Origin of the sequence: Streptomyces melanogenes, assembly GCF_014649795.1 — a bacterium.
Taxonomy (GTDB): domain Bacteria; phylum Actinomycetota; class Actinomycetes; order Streptomycetales; family Streptomycetaceae; genus Streptomyces; species Streptomyces noboritoensis.
The window spans coordinates 285,453-300,518 of the sequence record NZ_BMTS01000002.1 but is presented as its reverse complement, the minus strand read 5'-3'; the positions used below and the strand labels follow the sequence as shown (position 1 = coordinate 300,518).

General features: G+C 72.5%; 12 protein-coding genes. 3 read left to right on the top strand and 9 right to left on the bottom strand.

The window, feature by feature from the left end:
• The first annotated feature begins 682 nt into the window (after positions 1-682).
• The gene (gene iscB, locus IE252_RS05380; protein ID WP_268248390.1) at positions 683-2,044 is read left to right on the top strand and encodes an RNA-guided endonuclease IscB; all 1,362 of its coding nucleotides are present in this window, start codon (positions 683-685) and stop codon (positions 2,042-2,044) included.
• Positions 2,045-2,291: 247 nt separating this feature from the next.
• Here the strand turns inward: iscB and pdxH are convergent, their stop codons facing one another.
• Entirely contained in the window at positions 2,292-2,918 is a 627-nt protein-coding gene (pdxH, locus tag IE252_RS05375) for a pyridoxamine 5'-phosphate oxidase (protein ID WP_190088406.1), read from the bottom strand.
• A gap of 326 nt (positions 2,919-3,244) precedes the next feature.
• On the opposite strand from pdxH, the gene IE252_RS05370 reads away from it, so the two are divergent.
• The gene (locus tag IE252_RS05370) at positions 3,245-4,345 is read left to right on the top strand and encodes a citrate synthase 2 (RefSeq protein WP_067162695.1); all 1,101 of its coding nucleotides are present in this window, start codon (positions 3,245-3,247) and stop codon (positions 4,343-4,345) included.
• 183 nt (positions 4,346-4,528) lie between these two features.
• Positions 4,529-4,789: a hypothetical protein gene (locus IE252_RS05365; RefSeq protein WP_190088119.1), complete on the top strand. Its 261-nt coding sequence runs from the start codon at positions 4,529-4,531 to the stop codon at positions 4,787-4,789.
• A 45-nt stretch (positions 4,790-4,834) separates the two neighbouring features.
• On the opposite strand, the gene IE252_RS05360 is transcribed toward IE252_RS05365, so the two are convergent.
• From IE252_RS05360 to IE252_RS05325, 8 genes are read right to left on the bottom strand one after another with little or no spacing between them, the layout of a single operon-like run.
• Positions 4,835-5,446, bottom strand: a complete 612-nt coding sequence (locus IE252_RS05360; protein WP_190088118.1) for a TetR/AcrR family transcriptional regulator — start codon at positions 5,444-5,446, stop codon at positions 4,835-4,837.
• Entirely contained in the window at positions 5,434-6,168 is a 735-nt protein-coding gene (locus tag IE252_RS05355; protein WP_190088117.1) for an enoyl-CoA hydratase family protein, read from the bottom strand. Before IE252_RS05355 ends, IE252_RS05360 begins: the two co-directional genes overlap by 13 nt.
• Entirely contained in the window at positions 6,165-7,775 is a 1,611-nt protein-coding gene (locus tag IE252_RS05350) for a 4-coumarate--CoA ligase family protein (protein ID WP_190088116.1), read from the bottom strand. Before IE252_RS05350 ends, IE252_RS05355 begins: the two co-directional genes overlap by 4 nt.
• Positions 7,776-7,795: 20 nt before the next feature.
• Positions 7,796-8,947: an acyl-CoA dehydrogenase family protein gene (locus IE252_RS05345; RefSeq protein WP_190088115.1), complete on the bottom strand. Its 1,152-nt coding sequence runs from the start codon at positions 8,945-8,947 to the stop codon at positions 7,796-7,798.
• The gene (locus IE252_RS05340) at positions 8,944-10,854 is read right to left on the bottom strand and encodes an acetyl/propionyl/methylcrotonyl-CoA carboxylase subunit alpha (protein WP_190088114.1); all 1,911 of its coding nucleotides are present in this window, start codon (positions 10,852-10,854) and stop codon (positions 8,944-8,946) included. The genes IE252_RS05345 and IE252_RS05340 overlap by 4 nt, the downstream gene beginning before the upstream one ends.
• 7 nt (positions 10,855-10,861) lie before the next feature.
• Positions 10,862-12,463, bottom strand: a complete 1,602-nt coding sequence (locus tag IE252_RS05335) for an acyl-CoA carboxylase subunit beta (protein WP_190088113.1) — start codon at positions 12,461-12,463, stop codon at positions 10,862-10,864.
• Entirely contained in the window at positions 12,460-14,157 is a 1,698-nt protein-coding gene (locus tag IE252_RS05330; RefSeq protein ID WP_190088112.1) for an acyclic terpene utilization AtuA family protein, read from the bottom strand. Before IE252_RS05330 ends, IE252_RS05335 begins: the two co-directional genes overlap by 4 nt.
• On the bottom strand, positions 14,157-14,942 hold the full coding sequence (locus IE252_RS05325; RefSeq protein ID WP_190088111.1) for a TIGR03084 family metal-binding protein: 786 nt from the start codon (positions 14,940-14,942) through the stop codon (positions 14,157-14,159). Before IE252_RS05325 ends, IE252_RS05330 begins: the two co-directional genes overlap by 1 nt.
• Between the last annotated feature and the right edge of the window lie 124 nt (positions 14,943-15,066).

Sequence of the window (15,066 nt, the reverse complement as noted above, 5' to 3'; positions counted from 1 at the left end):
GTGAAGGTGGCTCTCCCGGGGGCTGCGCCCCCGGTCCCCGTTCGTCTGCGGCCCGGTGGGTGGCTGGTCGCGCAGTTCCCCACGCCCCTAGAAGCGCCCTCCGGGCCGCCCAGGGGGATGCCGCGCAGCGGCATTTTTAGGGGCGCGGGGAACTGCGCGAGCAACCCAGCACGGTCCGCAGACGAACACGCCCCCCCTGCAGCGGCGTTTAGCACGAACTACGGCCATTCGTTCGCCCCTTGGGCACATTCACACATACGTGCGCTCTTCGCTCGTCCAGCCCCGGATCATCCCCACCCGACAGCTAGCGTCCAACGGCACACGCGAAAGGAGATCACTCGCTCCCGGGCCCTCGCCCCGAGGTCCCCGAGTGAACAGCCCCAGTCATCACGATCACTGGATCACAGGCAGGTGCCCACCGATGGCTACGTTTCCCGCAGGCGAGCAGACCCACCGCGCTGTGCTTCCTCAGCAGCTCGCTCTGGAATCCGTGAGAGCAGACACCCCTGGGGGTAGGGACGAAACGGCTCACGGACACCCCGCCCATGCGCGGGGCACCGGCGGGAAACATGGGCGAGGGGAGACCGGCAGGGGACGCACCGAGCCCCGTCGGCGTCACGCCACAACCGCCGCCACGGCGGGGACGGCAGAGAACGGGAACGGTGACGTTCCCCCATGGGGCATCGGCCAGGCCAGGGTCTTCGTCCTCGCCAAGGGCGGACAGCCGCTCATGCCCTGCCACCCGGCCCGCGCCCGCGAACTGCTGGCCAAGGACCGCGCGGTCGTGGCACGGCAGGCCCCGTTCACCATGCGGCTCAAGGACCGCACACTGGCCGACGCCGAGGTCGACGGAGTGCGGTTACGCATCGACCCGGGCTCGAAGGGAACCGGTCTGGCCCTCACCGATGAGAAGAAGGAACCCGCCGCACACGGCCCGACCGTCACCGCCCGCCGAGGACTCGTCTCCATCGAGTTACAGCACCGGGGCGACCAGATCCACCACAGCATGCGGCAGCGCGCCGGCTACCGGCACCGCCGCCGCTCGGCGCACTGCCGCTACCGAGCACCCCGGTCCGCCAACCGGACCCACCCCGACGGCTGGCTGCCGCCCTCCCTGCGGCACCGCGTCGACACCACCCTCTCGACGGCCCGACGGCTGTGCCGGTACGCGCCCGTCACCGAGATCCACATCGAGAGCGTCACCTTCGACACCCACGCCATGAGCGCGGGCCGCCCGCTCACCGGCACCGAGTACCAACAAGGCCCCCTCGCAGGAACCGAGGCCCGCGCATACCTCCTCGAATTGTGGGGCCGCGCCTGCACGTACTGCGGAATCACCGGCGTACCGCTCAACATCGACCACATCCACCCGCGCAGCCGGGGCGGCTCCGACCGCATTGCGAACCTCGCCCTCGCCTGCATCGGCTGCAATCAGGCCAAGGGTTCCCGCCCCATCGAGAAGTTCCTGGCAAACGACCCCGTCCGTCTCGCGCAAATTCTCCGCCAGGCGAAGACGCCACTGCGGGACTCGGCCGCGATGAACTCGACCCGCTGGCAGCTCACCGCCGCCCTGAGCACACTCGGCGTTCCCGTACTGACCTGGTCAGGCGGCCGTACGAAAAGGAACCGCACCGCCATGGGGCTGGCCAAGACCCACACCGTCGACGCTCTATGCGTCGGACTCCTCGATCACGAAAGCGGCGACGTGATCGTCCGCGTGCCGCAGCAGGTCTGCCTGGTGAAAGCCACCGGGCGCGGCTCGTACGCCCGCACGACCCCGGACCGCTACGGCTTCCCCCGCCTGCAACGGCCACGCGCCAAGCAGCACCACGGCTTCATCACCGGCGATCTCGTACGCGCCACCATGCCCAGCGGCAGATGGAAGGGCACCTGGACCGGACGCGTCTCCGTCCGCAGCAGGGGCCAACACAGCCTCACCACCTCGGCCGGCCGCTTCAATGTCCTGCACCGCAACCTGCGGCTACTCCAGCGCGCGGAAGGCTACTCGTACGCCTCGAAAAGAGAGACTCCGAAAATCAGTTGAGGCCCGTCAGCCCCCTGCCTAGTGTGTCGTTCACACCGCAGAAAGGGGGTGATCCGGAAGTGAAGTCCTACCGGACGCGTGAGGTGACTGCGGGCTAGCGGCCCGTCGTCGCACTCTGTGCAGTGCCGGCTGACCGCCGGCCGAAATTCCCAGCAGTCACCGACCCGCGGGCTCGCCGGTACGTCCGGCCGGCTCCTCTTCGGAGGAACCCGAGCCCGCGGGTTTCTGCATGTCCAGGGGCAGGGAGCTAGGGCGCGAGGCGTTCCACCCGCCAAGTGTCCGGGGTCGCCGGGACGTAGCGCAGGCGGTCGTGGAGGCGGTTCTCGTGGCCCTGCCAGAACTCCATCGTCTCCGGGACGATCCGGAAGCCGCCCCACTCCGGCGGGACCGGGACCTCGGTGCCCTCGGGGTAGCGGGTCGCCAGCTCCTCGTAGCGGGTCGTCAGCTCGGTGCGGGAGGTGATCGGGCGGGACTGGGGGCTCGCCCAGGCGCCGAGCCGGGAGCCGTGGGGGCGGGTGCGGAAGTACGCCTCGGTCTCCTCGCGCGGGACCTGCGCCGCCTGGCCCGTCACGATGACCTGGCGGGAGAGCTGGTGCCAGGGGAAGAGCAGGGAGACGTGGGGGTTGGCCGCGAGTTCGGTCGCCTTGCGGGAGGCGTAGTTCGTGTAGAAGACGAAGCCCCGGTCGTCGTAGGCCTTCAGCAGGACCGTGCGCGTCGAGGGGCGGCCGTCGGGGGTCGCCGTGGCGACGACCATGGCGTTCGGCTCGTGCAGGCCGCCGGTGACGGCCTCCTTGAACCAGCGCGCGAACTGGGCCATGGGGGTGGCCGCCAGGTCGGCCTCGTCCAGGAGGGTGGTGCGGTACTGGCGGCGCATGGCGGCGGGGTCGTGGTCGGTCACGGCGTCATCCTCCCGCAGGAGCGCGCGGCGGCGTACGGCCGCCGGGCCGCCTCGGATGGCACGGCGTGTCAGTTTTCCCGGCACGGAGGGTCGCCAATCCTCCGCGCGGCAAATGGCGCAGTGTGCCGGATGTCACGCTTCCCCGCACCCGTTGAACCCGCCAAACTCTCCGCTGGGCCACTGTGGCCCCCCTACGACCCGGTGGGTTGAATTTTCCACCGCACGGGGCATCACGGGGGAAGGGGCGCCCCCGTGCCCGACCCAATCCCGCAGCTGTCGCACGCATCACGAGGAGCCGCCTGATGTCCGACTTCGTACCCGGACTTGAAGGAGTCGTCGCGTTCGAGACCGAGATCGCCGAACCCGACAAGGAAGGCGGTGCCCTTCGGTACCGAGGCGTCGACATCGAGGATCTCGTCGGCCATGTGTCGTTCGGGAACGTGTGGGGGCTGCTGGTCGACGGCGCCTTCAATCCGGGGCTGCCGCCCGCCGAGCCGTTCCCGATCCCCGTCCACTCCGGGGACATCCGCGTCGACGTGCAGTCCGCGCTCGCGATGCTCGCGCCGGTCTGGGGGCTGAAGCCGCTGCTCGACATCGACGAGCGGACCGCCCGCGACGACCTGGCGCGCGCCGCCGTCATGGCGCTGTCGTACGTCGCCCAGTCGGCGCGCGGCCAGGGGCTGCCGATGGTGCCGCAGCGCGAGATCGACAAGGCCGAGTCCGTCGTCGAGCGGTTCATGATCCGCTGGCGCGGCGAGCCGGACCCCCGGCATGTGAAGGCCGTGGACGCGTACTGGACATCGGCCGCCGAGCACGGCATGAACGCCTCGACGTTCACCGCCCGCGTGATCGCCTCCACCGGAGCGGACGTCGCGGCCGCGCTGTCGGGCGCGGTCGGTGCGATGTCCGGTCCGCTGCACGGCGGTGCCCCCTCCCGCGTCCTCGGCATGATCGAGGAGATCGAGCGGACCGGTGACGCCACCGCGTACGTGAAGAAGGCCCTCGACAAGGGCGAGCGCCTGATGGGCTTCGGCCACCGCGTCTACCGCGCCGAGGACCCGCGTGCGCGCGTGCTGCGCCGCACCGCCAAGGAGCTGGCCGCGCCGCGCTTCGAGGTCGCGGAGGCGCTGGAGAAGGCCGCGCTGGAGGAGCTGCACGCCCGCCGGCCCGACCGGGTGCTCGCCACGAACGTCGAGTTCTGGGCGGCGATCATGCTGGACTTCGCGGAGGTCCCGGCGCACATGTTCACGTCGATGTTCACGTGTGCCCGTACGGCGGGCTGGTCGGCCCACATCCTGGAGCAGAAGCGGACGGGCCGCCTGGTGCGTCCGTCGGCCCGCTACATCGGCCCGGGTCCGCGCGACCCGCGCGAGGTGGAGGGGTACGGGGACATCCGGGCCTGAGTCGCCGGCTGACTCGGCCTCAGTTCTACGTGTGGCGCCGCCCCGGGGACGGGGGTGGCGCCACACGCGTATCCGCCCCCGACCGAGCCCCCATGATCGATTGCGTGGCTGGATTAGATAGGGTTTTCGGGTACCAGTCCCCCCCACAACGGGCTCTCAGGGCCCGGGATTTGGAGTACCCACATGCGTCGTACCGTGACCGCTGTCCTCTCCGCCGCGCTGCTCGCCGGTGGCCTCGCCGTGACCGTCGCGCCCGCCGCGCAGGCCGGTGTCATCATCTGCAAGCCGGCGGAGCTGCGCCAGGAGGCCGCCCGGCTCGACCGGAAGGCCGAGGAGCTGAAGCACCTGGGCGAGCGGGCCGCCGCGGCGAAGGCGCACCAGCAGGCTGACGCGCTGCGCAAGAAGGCGAAGGCGTGCGAGGACGCGGACAGCCGCGCCTCCTAGTCGGGTAGGGGTGGGGGGTCGGGCACGAAGCCCGGCCCCCCGTTCTCATGCCCCCAGCGCCCCGTCCACCAGCTCCGCCCACTGCGCCACCACCCGGCGCCGTCGTGCCCCGTCGTCCGTCAGGACGTTTGCCAGGCCCAGGCCTCGGGCCATGTCCAGGAGGCCCTGGACCGTTTCGCGTACGCCCGGTACCGACTCGTCCGCGCCCAGGAGCGCCACCGCGATGCGGTGCGACTCTCGGCCTACCCTTGCCTCCAACTCCCGTACGCGTGCGTACAGTTGAGGTTCGTTCGCCGCTGCCACCCACAGGTGCAGGGCGGCTCGGAACAGGGGGCCCGTGTAGAGGTCGACGAGGCTGGCGACGACCGTGTGGCGGTCGGTGGGGCCCAGGGCGCGCAGGGCCGTGGAGCGCTCCTCGGCCACGTACTCGACGGCCGCCGTGAACAGGTCCTCCCGGGTGGGGAAGTGGTGCTGGGCCGCGCCGCGCGAGACGCCGGCCCGTTCCGCGACGACCGAGACCGTGGAGCCCGCCCAGCCGTGTTCGGCCAGGCAGGCCACCGCGGCCTCCAGGAGGCGCTGCCGGGTGGCCCGGCTGCGGTCCTGTTTAGGCACGTTGGGGCCTTTCGCGGCAGCGGCCGCCGAGGTCACCACACCCATGGGGGCTCCCGTCGTTCCAGGAACGCCGTCACGCCCTCCTTCGCCTCGGCGGAGGCGAACAGGGCCGCCGAACGCGCGCTCAGGTCTTCCGTCCAGCGGTCGAAGGTCTCCACCACGGTAGCCGTGACCAGTGCCTTCGACGCGGCCAGGCCCTGCGGGGAGGCCCGGCGCAGCCCGTCGAGGACGGGTGCGAGGGCCGCGTCCACGTCGTCGGCGGCCTCCGTGAGCAGTCCGGCCCGTGCGGCCTCGGCCGCCCCGAACCGCTCCCCGGTGAGGTAGTAGCGCCCGGCGGCGCGCGGGTCCATGCGGGGCAGCAGGGGCATGGAGATCACGGCGGGGGCGAGGCCGAGCAGGGCCTCGGTGAAGGCGTACGTGGAGTCGGGCCCGGCGACCGCGACGTCGCAGGCGCCGAGCAGTCCGAGCCCGCCGGCCCGTACGTGTCCGGTGACCCGGGCCACGACCGGTTTGGGCAGCTCGACGACGGCCCGCATCAGGGCGACGAAGGCGGCCGGGTCGGGCGGTGACTTGAGGTCGGCGCCCGCGCAGAAGGTGGTGCCGGTGTGGGTGAGCAGGACGGCCCGTACGCCCGGGTCGGTGGCGCAGTCGGCGAGGGCCGCGCCGAGTTCGCCGACGAGGGCGGCCGACAGGGCGTTGCGGTTGGCGGGCGAGTCCAGGGTCAGCGTGGTGATGCCCCGGTCGTGCGAGCGGTGTACGACGGTCATGCGGTGCCCTTCCGGCTGTCCTGGACCTGGTGGCGTGCGCGCAGTTCGCGGCGGAGGATCTTGCCGGTCGCCGCGCGCGGCACGCCGCCGATGAACTCCACGCGGCGGACCTTCTTGTACGGGGCGACGCGCTCGGCGACATACGCCATGACGTCCTCGGCGGTGAGGTCGTCGGCGCCCGGTGCCCGGACGACGTAGGCGCAGGGCACTTCGGTGCCGTCCTCGTCGTAGACGCCGACGACCGCCGCGTCCGCGACGGCGTCGTGGGTGAGCAGCAGCGCTTCCAGTTCGGCGGGGGCGACCTGGAAACCCTTGTACTTGATGAGTTCCTTGACGCGGTCGACGACGAAGAGCCAGCCGTCGGTGTCGACGTGGCCGATGTCGCCGGTGTGCACCCAGCCGTCGGCGTCGATCATCTCGGCGGTGGCCTCGGGGCGGCCGAGGTAGCCCTTCATGACCTGCGGGCCCCGGATGGCGATTTCGCCGGTCTCGCCGGGGGCGACGTCGCGACCGGGCTCGTCCAGGGAGAGGAGGCGCATCTCGGTGCCGGGCATGAGTTTGCCGACGGTGCCGGGCGGCGGGTTGGCGGCCGAGAGGGGCACGGCGTGGGTGCCGGGCGAGAGCTCGGTCATGCCGTACGCCTGGCGCACCGGCGGGAGGCCGAGCCGGGCCGAGCAGGCGGCGGCGAGCCGGGCGTCGAGCGGGGCTGCGGCGCTGACGATGTACTCCAGGGAGGAGAGGTCGTACTGGGCGACCGCCGGGTGCTTGGCGAGGGCGAGGACGATCGGCGGGGCCACGTACAGGCCGGTGATGCGGTGGCGCTCGATGGTGGCGAGGAACTGGTCGAGGTCGAAGCGCGGCAGGACCACGACGGTGGCGCCGTGCCGCAGCGGGGCGTTGAGCAGCGCGGTGAGGCCGTAGATGTGGAAGAAGGGCAGCACGGCGAGGATGCGGTCGCCGGGGCCCATGGGGGCGAGGGGGTGGATCTGGGCGAGGTTGGTGGCGATCGAGCGGTGGGTGAGCATCACACCCTTGGGGACGCCGGTGGTGCCGGAGGAGTAGGGCAGGGCGGCGACGTCCTCGCCGGGGTCGATCTCCACGGCGGGTTCGGGGGCGGTGGAGGCGAACATGTCGAGGACCGAGCGGTGGCCGTCGGCCCGGTCGCAGACGAATATCTCCGCGATGCAGCCGCTGAGTTCGGCCGCGCGGCGGGCCGTCTCCAGAAGTGGCGCGATCGTGACGATCCAGCGGGCCGAGGAGTCGGCGATCTGCTTGGCGAACTCCTCGGCGGTGGCGAGCGGGTGGACGGTGGTCACCGAGGCCCCGGCGCGGGTCGCCCCGTAGAACACGGCGGGGAAGAGCACCGAGTTGGGGCTGTGCAGGGCCAGGACGTCGCCCTTGCGCAGCCCGGACTCGGCGAGCGCGGCGGCGACCCGGCGGTGCTGCACGTCGAGCAGGGCGTACGAGACGGAGGTGGTGCCCGTCGGGTCCGTGCCGTCGATGAGCGCGGTGGCGTCGCCGTAGCGGGGCGCCGCGTGCCCGAGGACGGCCTGGTGGATGGGTTCGTCGACGACGGGGACGGCTGCGTACTCGCTGTGGAAGACCATGGGGGCACGTCCTAGTACGGCTAGTACGACTTGGGAAGCCCCAGCGTCTGATGCGAGACATAGTTGAGGATCATCTCGCGGCTGACCGGCGCGATCCGGGCCACGCGCGCCGCCGTGACGAGCGCCGCGAGCCCGTACTCACGGGTGAGGCCGTTGCCGCCGAGGGTGTGCACGGCCTGGTCGACGGCCTTGACGCAGGCTTCGGCGGCCGCGTACTTGGCCATGTTGGCGGCCTCGCCCGCGCCCATGTCGTCGCCGAGGTCGTAGAGGGCCGCGGCCTTCTGCATCATCAGCCGGGCCAGCTCCAGCTCGATGTGCGCCTGGGCGAGCGGGTGGGCGATGGCTTGGTGGGCGCCGATGGGCGCCTTCCACACCTGCCTCTCGCGGGCGTACGTGAGCGCCCTGGCCAGCGCGTAGCGGCCCATGCCGATCGCGAAGGCGGCCGTCATGATCCGCTCGGGGTTGAGTCCGGCGAAGAGCTGGAGCAGCCCGGCGTCCTCGTCGCCGACGAGCGCTTCGGCGGGCAGCCGCACCTCGTCGAGGAACAGCTCGAACTGCTTCTCCTGCGCCTGGAGTTCCATGTCGATCTGCGAGCGCTGGAAGCCGGGGGCGTCGCGGGGGACGATGAACAGGCACGGCTTGAGGCTGCCGGTGCGGGCGTCTTCCGTACGGCCGACGATCAGGGTGGCGTCGGCGATGTCGACGCCGGAGATGAAGACCTTGCGGCCGGTGAGGATCCAGCCGCCGGTCTCCTCGTCGCGGCGGGCGGTGGTGGTGATGCGGTGCGAGTTGGAGCCCGCGTCGGGCTCGGTGATGCCGAACGCCATGGTCCGCGAGCCGTCCGCGAGCCCCGGCAGCCAGGTGCGCTTCTGCTGCTCGGTGCCGAAGCGGGCGATGACCGTGCCGCAGATCGCGGGTGAGACGACCATCATGAGCAGGGGACACCCGGCGGCCCCCAACTCCTCCAGGACTATGGAGAGTTCGGCCATGCCGCCGCCCCCGCCGCCGTACTCCTCGGGCAGGTTCACCCCGAGGTAGCCGAGCTTGGCGGCCTCCGCCCACAGCACCTCGCGGTCGTGTCCCCGGCCGTGCCGCTGCCCCAGGGCCGCGACGGCGGCCCGCAGGTCCTTGAGTTCCTGGCTCTCGATGGCGCTGCTGCGTGCTCCGGTCATGACGGCTGGTCCTCCTGAGCTTCGGGTGCGTCCTGTACGACGGCGAGCAGGGCGCCGACCTCGACCTGGCGGCCGGGGGCGGCGTGGAGCGCGGTGAGCGTGCCGGAGGCGGGGGCGGTGATGGGGTGGGTCATCTTCATCGCCTCCAGCCAGATCAGCGGCTGCCCCGCGGTGACCCGGGCCCCTTCGGCGAGCCCGTCCGCGACCCGGACGACCACGCCCGGCATGGGGGCGAGCAGCGATCCGGGGGCGACGAGGTCGCTGGGGTCGGTGAAGCGGGGGTGTGCGGTCAGCGCGTACGAGCCGCTGGCGGTGTCGACGTACACCTGGTCGCCGTAGCGCGCGACCCGGAAGTCCCGTGCGACTCCGTCGACTTCGAGGCGTACGCGACCCGGCTCGGCGGCCTCCAGGCGCACGTCCGGGAAGCCGTCGGCGGCGAGGCCGTCGCGGGTGAGGCGGTAGCGGATCTCGTGGTCGCCGTACCGCTTCGTCTGCGGCTGGGACGGCAGGTTGCGCCAGCCGCCGCCGAAGCGGGAGGTGCGGGCCGCCGCGTCCGCGAGGGCGGCGGCGAGGGCCGCGTGCGCCTCGCCCGCGCGCGGCTCGGTGAGCGCGGCCAGGTGCCGGTCGTAGAAGCCGGTGTCGACGCGGCCGGAGGTGAAGTCCGGGTGGCGCAGGGAGCGTACGAGCAGGTCGCGGTTGGTCTTCGGCCCGTGGACGCGGGCGAGTTCGAGCGCGCGGGCGAGGGCGCGGACGGCGGCGGCGCGGGTGGGAGCGTGGACGACGGCCTTGGCGAGCATGGCGTCGTAGTGGACGCCGATGGTGCCGCCGTCGCCGTAGCCCCGGTCCAGGCGGACGCCGGGGACGTCGAGGAGGTGCAGGACGCCGGTCTGCGGGGTCCAGCCGCCCGCCGGGTCCTCGGCGTACAGCCGCGCCTCGACGGCGTGCCCCTTCGGCTCGGGCGGCTCGGTGGGCAGGGCGGCGCCCTCGGCGACCTGGAGCTGGAGCGCGACGAGGTCGACGTCGAACACGGCTTCCGTTACGGGGTGTTCGACCTGGAGGCGGGTGTTCATCTCCAGGAAGTACGCCCGGCCCTGGGCGTCGACGAGGAACTCGACCGTGCCCGCGCCCCGGTAGGAGACGGCCCGGGCGGCGGCCACGGCGGCGGTGCGGAGCCGGGTGCGCAGGGCCTCCGGCAGGCCGGGCGCCGGGGCCTCCTCGATGACCTTCTGGTGGCGGCGCTGGAGGGAGCAGTCGCGGGTCCCGAGCGCCCAGACCGTGCCGTGCGCGTCGGCCATGATCTGCACCTCGACGTGGCGCCCGCGCTCCACGTACGGCTCGGCGAACACCTCGCCGTCCCCGAAGGCGGACCGGGCCTCGGCGGAAGCGGCCTCCAACTCACCTTCCAGCGCCGCTAGTTCGCGTACGACACGCATCCCGCGCCCGCCCCCGCCCGCCGCCGCCTTCAGGAGCAGCGGCAGGTCGGCGGCGGTGGCTGTCGCCGGGTCGACGGGGGCGAGCAGGGGGACCCCGGCCGCCGCCATCAGCTCTTTGGCGCGGGTCTTGGAGGCCATCGCCTCGATGGCGGCGGGCGGCGGGCCGATCCAGGTCAGCCCGGCGTCGACGACGGCCTGCGCGAAGTCGGCGCTCTCGGAGAGGAAGCCGTACCCGGGGTGCACGGCGTCGGCACCCGCAGCGAGGGCCGCCTTCACGACGAGGTCGCCGCGCAGATACGTCTCGGCGGGCGTGGCCCCGGGCAGCCGTACGGCCGCGTCGGCCTCGTGGACGTACGGCAGGGACGCGTCCGGGTCCGAGTGCACGGCGACGGTGGAGATGCCCAGGTCACGGCAGGTGCGAAAGACCCGGCCGGCTATTTCGGCCCGGTTGGCGACGAGTACGGACTGGATCATCAGCGCCTCACATCCTGAAGATGCCGAAGCCGCCGCGCGCGCCTTCGACCGGGGCCGTGTGGACGGCGGACAGACAGATGCCGAGGACCGTGCGGGTGTCGCGGGGGTCGATGACCCCGTCGTCGTACAGCCGCCCGGACAGGAACGTCGGCAGCGACTCGGCCTCGATCTGCTGCTCGACCATGGCGCGCAGCCCGGCGTCCGCCTCGTCGTCGTACGGCTGGCCCTTGGCGAGCGCGGAGGCGCGGGCGACGATCGAGAGGACCCCGGCGAGCTGCTGCGGACCCATGACGGCGGACTTGGCGCTGGGCCAGGCGAAGAGGAAGCGGGGGTCGTAGGCGCGCCCGCACATGCCGTAGTGCCCGGCGCCGTACGAGGCGCCCATCAGCACCGACAGGTGCGGCACCTTCGAATTGCTGACCGCGTTGATCATCATCGCGCCGTGCTTGATGATGCCGCCCTGCTCGTACTCCTTGCCGACCATGTAGCCGGTGGTGTTGTGGAGGAAGAGGAGCGGGATGTCGCGCTGGTTGGCGAGCTGGATGAACTGGGCGGCCTTCTGCGACTCGGCGGAGAAGAGCACGCCCTGGGCGTTGGCGAGGATGCCGACGGGGTAGCCGTGCAGCCGGGCCCAGCCGGTGACCAGACTCGGCCCGTACAGCGGCTTGAACTCGTCGAAGTCGGACCCGTCGACGAGCCGGGCGATGACCTCGCGCGGGTCGAAGGGGGTCTTCAGGTCCCCCGGCACGATCCCGAGCAGCTCGTCCTCGTCGTACTTGGGCGGCTCGTACGGGACGGCCGGGTCCGGGTGCGCCTTGCGGTGGTTGAGGCGGGCGACGATGCGCCGGGCCTGGCGCAGGGCGTCCGGCTCGTCCACGGCGTAGTGGTCGGCGAGGCCGGAGGTGCGGGCGTGCATCTCGGCGCCGCCGAGCGACTCGTCGTCGCTCTCCTCGCCGGTGGCCATCTTGACCAGGGGCGGCCCGCCGAGGAAGACCTTCGACCGCTCCTTGATCATGACGGTGTGGTCGGACATCCCCGGTACGTACGCGCCGCCGGCGGTCGAGTTGCCGAACACCACCGCGATGGTGGGGATCCCGGCGGCGGAGAGCCGGGTGATGTCGCGGAACAGGGCCCCGCCCGGGATGAAGATCTCCTTCTGGGAGGGCAGATCGGCGCCGCCGGACTCGACGAGGCTGATACAGGGCAGCCGGTTGGCGTACGCGATCTCGTTGGCCCGCAGCGCCTTCTTCAGGGTCCACGGGTTGGAGGCGCCGCCGCGTACGGTCGGGTCGTTGGCGGTGATCAGGCACTCCACGCCCTCGACGACGCCGATCCCGGTGACCATCGAGGCGCCCACGGGGTAGTCGCTCCCCCAGGCGGCGAGCGGCGACAGCTCCAGGAACGGGGTGTCGGGATCTATCAGCAGCTCGATGCGTTCACGGGCGAGCAGCTTGCCGCGCCCCCGGTGGCGCTCGGTGTACTTGGGGCCGCCGCCCGCGAGCGCCTTGGCGTGCTCGGCGTCGAGCTCGGCCAGCTTGGCGAGCATGGCGTCGCGGTGGGCGGCGTACTCGGCCCCGCCGGTGTCGAGGGCGGTGGGCAGGACGGTCACAGCAGCACCTCCGGGATGTCCAGGTGGCGCGAGCGCAGCCACTCGCCAAGCGCCTTGGCCTGGGGGTCGAAGCGGGCCTGCGAGGCGACGCCCTCGCCGAGGAGGCCGTGGACGGTGAAGTTGAGGGCGCGGAGAAGGGGGAGCTGATGCCGGACGACTTTCAACTGACGGCTTTCAGGTATCAGTTCCTGAAAACGCTCAACTGTCAGCTCACGGACCAGCCACCGCCAGGCGTCGTCGGACCTCACCCACACACCGACATTGGCATCCCCACCTTTGTCACCACTACGGGCTCCGGCGACGAGGCCGAGGGGGGCGCGGCGGGTGGGGGTCGCGGCGGACAGCGGTTCGGGGAGCGAGGGCTCGACGACATCCTCAAGGACCCGAGTCCGTACGGGATGGGGCAGCACCTCCCGTACGCCATCGGGCAACACGGCGACATGCTCAATGCCGCCCGCATCGACGTACTCCGCCTCGAAGACGCCGTAAGGGGCGCCCTTCCCGGGCGGGGCGGTCACATGGAACCCCGGGTAGCTGCCGAGGGCGAGCTCGATGGCGGCACCGCTCACCGTACGGCCGACGGCGTCCGGGTCGGGGTCGCGGACGACGAGGCGGAGGAGGGCGCTGGAGGTCTCCTCGGTGGGGGCGTCGGGGTGGTCGGTGCGGGAGAGCTCCCAACGGATGTCGGCGGGCCGGGACTTGGCGCGCCGGAACGATTCCGCTACCTGGGCCCGGACGAGCTCGGCCTTGGCCTCGATGTCGAGCCCGCTGAGCACGAAGACGACCTCGTTGCGCCAGCCGCCGATGCGGCAGAGGCCGACCTTGAGGGTCGGCGGGGGCTCCTCGCCGCGTACGCCGGTGATCCGCACCCGGTCGGGCCCGTCCGCCGCCAGCCGTACGGTGTCGAGCCGGGCGGTGACGTCGGGCCCGGCGTACCGGGCGCCCCCGGTCTCGTACAGGAGCTGCGCGGTGACGGTGCCGACGTCGACGACACCGCCCGTGCCGGGGTGTTTGCCGATGACGCTGGTGCCGTCGGAGTGGATCTCGGCGAGGGGGAAGCCGGGGCGGCGGAGGTCGTGGTCGCGGAGGAGGTCTCTGAAGAAGGCGTAGTTGCCGCCGGTGGCCTGGGTGCCGCACTCCAGGACGTGCCCGGCGACGACGGCTCCGGCGAGGGCGTCGTACTCCTCGGGCCCCCACCCGTGCCACCAGGCGGCGGGCCCGGTGACGAGGGCGGCGTCCGTCACGCGCCCGGTGACGACGACATCGGCCCCGGCGGTGAGGCAGGCGGTGATGCCGGTGCCGCCGAGGTAGGCGTGGGCGGTGAGGCCGCCGGGGCGCGGGGGAAGAGAGTCGCCTTCGACGTGGGCGACGCGGAGGGGAATCCCGAGCTTGCCGGCCAACCCCCTTACCTCCGCGGCGAGTCCGGCGGGATTGAGCCCCCCGGCATTGGTGACGATCCGCACCCCACGTTCATGGGCGATCCCGAGGCACTCCTCCAACTGACGCAGGAACGTCTTGGCGTAGCCGAGGCGGGGGTCCTTGAGGCGGTCGCGGCCGAGGATGAGCATGGTCAGCTCGGCGAGGTAGTCCCCGGTGAGCACGTCGAGCGGCCCGCCGGCGAGCATCTCGCGCATGGCGTCGAAGCGGTCGCCGTAGAACCCGGAGGCGTTGGCGATGCGCAGGGGCCGCCGCATCAGGCCCCCTTGGGCGCGCGTCCGGGCCCGGCCGGACCCGCGAAGGCCTGGGCGATGTCGAGCCAGCGGTCGGCGTCGGGGCCGTGGGCGCGGACGGCGGTGTCGGAGCGGTGGATGCGCTGGGTGACGAGGAGGCAGAAGTCGAGGGCGGGCCCGGTGACGCGCTGGGCGGCGCCCTCGGGACCGTACGTCCAGAGCCCACCGGGCCCCGTCAACTCGACCCGGAACTCCTCGTCGGGCGCGGCCAGCCCCCGTACGGCGAAGGCGAAGTCACGCGCCCGCACGCCGATCCGGGCGACGTGGCGCAGCCGGTCGGTGGGCTCGCGGGTGCGGCCGAGGGCGTCCCAGACGTCCTGGCCGTGCGCCCAGGTCTCCATCAGCCGGCCGGTGGCCATGGAGGCGGTGGACATGGGCGGGCCGTACCAGGGGAAGCGGGTCCCGGCGGGCGCGGCCTCCAGCGCCTCGGCGAGCCGTTCCCGCCCGCGCCGCCACGCGGTGAGGAGCTCGCCGGGTTCGAGCCGGGCCCCGGCCTCGGCCCCCTCGTCGACGAAGGTCTCGGGCGAGGCGGCGGCCTTCTCCACCTCCGCCGCGAACGCGTCCGCGTCGGTGACGGCGAGCAGCGCGGCCCGGTCGGTCCAGGCCAGATGCGCGATCTGATGGGCGACGCTCCACCCCGACGCGGCGGTCCCCCGCCCCCACTCACCCGGCCCCAACGCCCCGACGAGCCGGTCGAGCTCCTCCCCTTCGGCGCGCAGATCGTCGAGCACGACGTTCGGATCGGACACGGGGCGCTTCCCTTCGGGCGGGGAGTACGGCGGTGTGCCCCGGAGCATGGCAGCGGTTTACAAAACAAGCAAGCGTGCTTGCATTATTTTTTGCCAGGGGTTGTGTGGGGGCGCGGGATGGGTG

Excerpts from the sequence above, each read along its gene's own strand:
- IE252_RS05360 (WP_190088118.1), bottom strand. The coding sequence starts at position 5,446 with ATGGGTGTGGTGACCTCGGCGGCCGCTGCCGCGAAAGGCCCCAACGTG.
- IE252_RS05365 (WP_190088119.1), top strand. The coding sequence starts at position 4,529 with ATGCGTCGTACCGTGACCGCTGTCCTCTCCGCCGCGCTGCTCGCCGGT.
- IE252_RS05345 (WP_190088115.1), bottom strand. The coding sequence starts at position 8,947 with ATGACCGGAGCACGCAGCAGCGCCATCGAGAGCCAGGAACTCAAGGAC.
- IE252_RS05340 (WP_190088114.1), bottom strand. The coding sequence starts at position 10,854 with ATGATCCAGTCCGTACTCGTCGCCAACCGGGCCGAAATAGCCGGCCGG.
- IE252_RS05330 (WP_190088112.1), bottom strand. The coding sequence starts at position 14,157 with ATGCGGCGGCCCCTGCGCATCGCCAACGCCTCCGGGTTCTACGGCGAC.
- IE252_RS05350 (WP_190088116.1), bottom strand. The coding sequence starts at position 7,775 with ATGGTCTTCCACAGCGAGTACGCAGCCGTCCCCGTCGTCGACGAACCC.
- pdxH (WP_190088406.1), bottom strand. The coding sequence starts at position 2,918 with ATGCGCCGCCAGTACCGCACCACCCTCCTGGACGAGGCCGACCTGGCG.
- IE252_RS05370 (WP_067162695.1), top strand. The coding sequence starts at position 3,245 with ATGTCCGACTTCGTACCCGGACTTGAAGGAGTCGTCGCGTTCGAGACC.
- IE252_RS05355 (WP_190088117.1), bottom strand. The coding sequence starts at position 6,168 with ATGACCGTCGTACACCGCTCGCACGACCGGGGCATCACCACGCTGACC.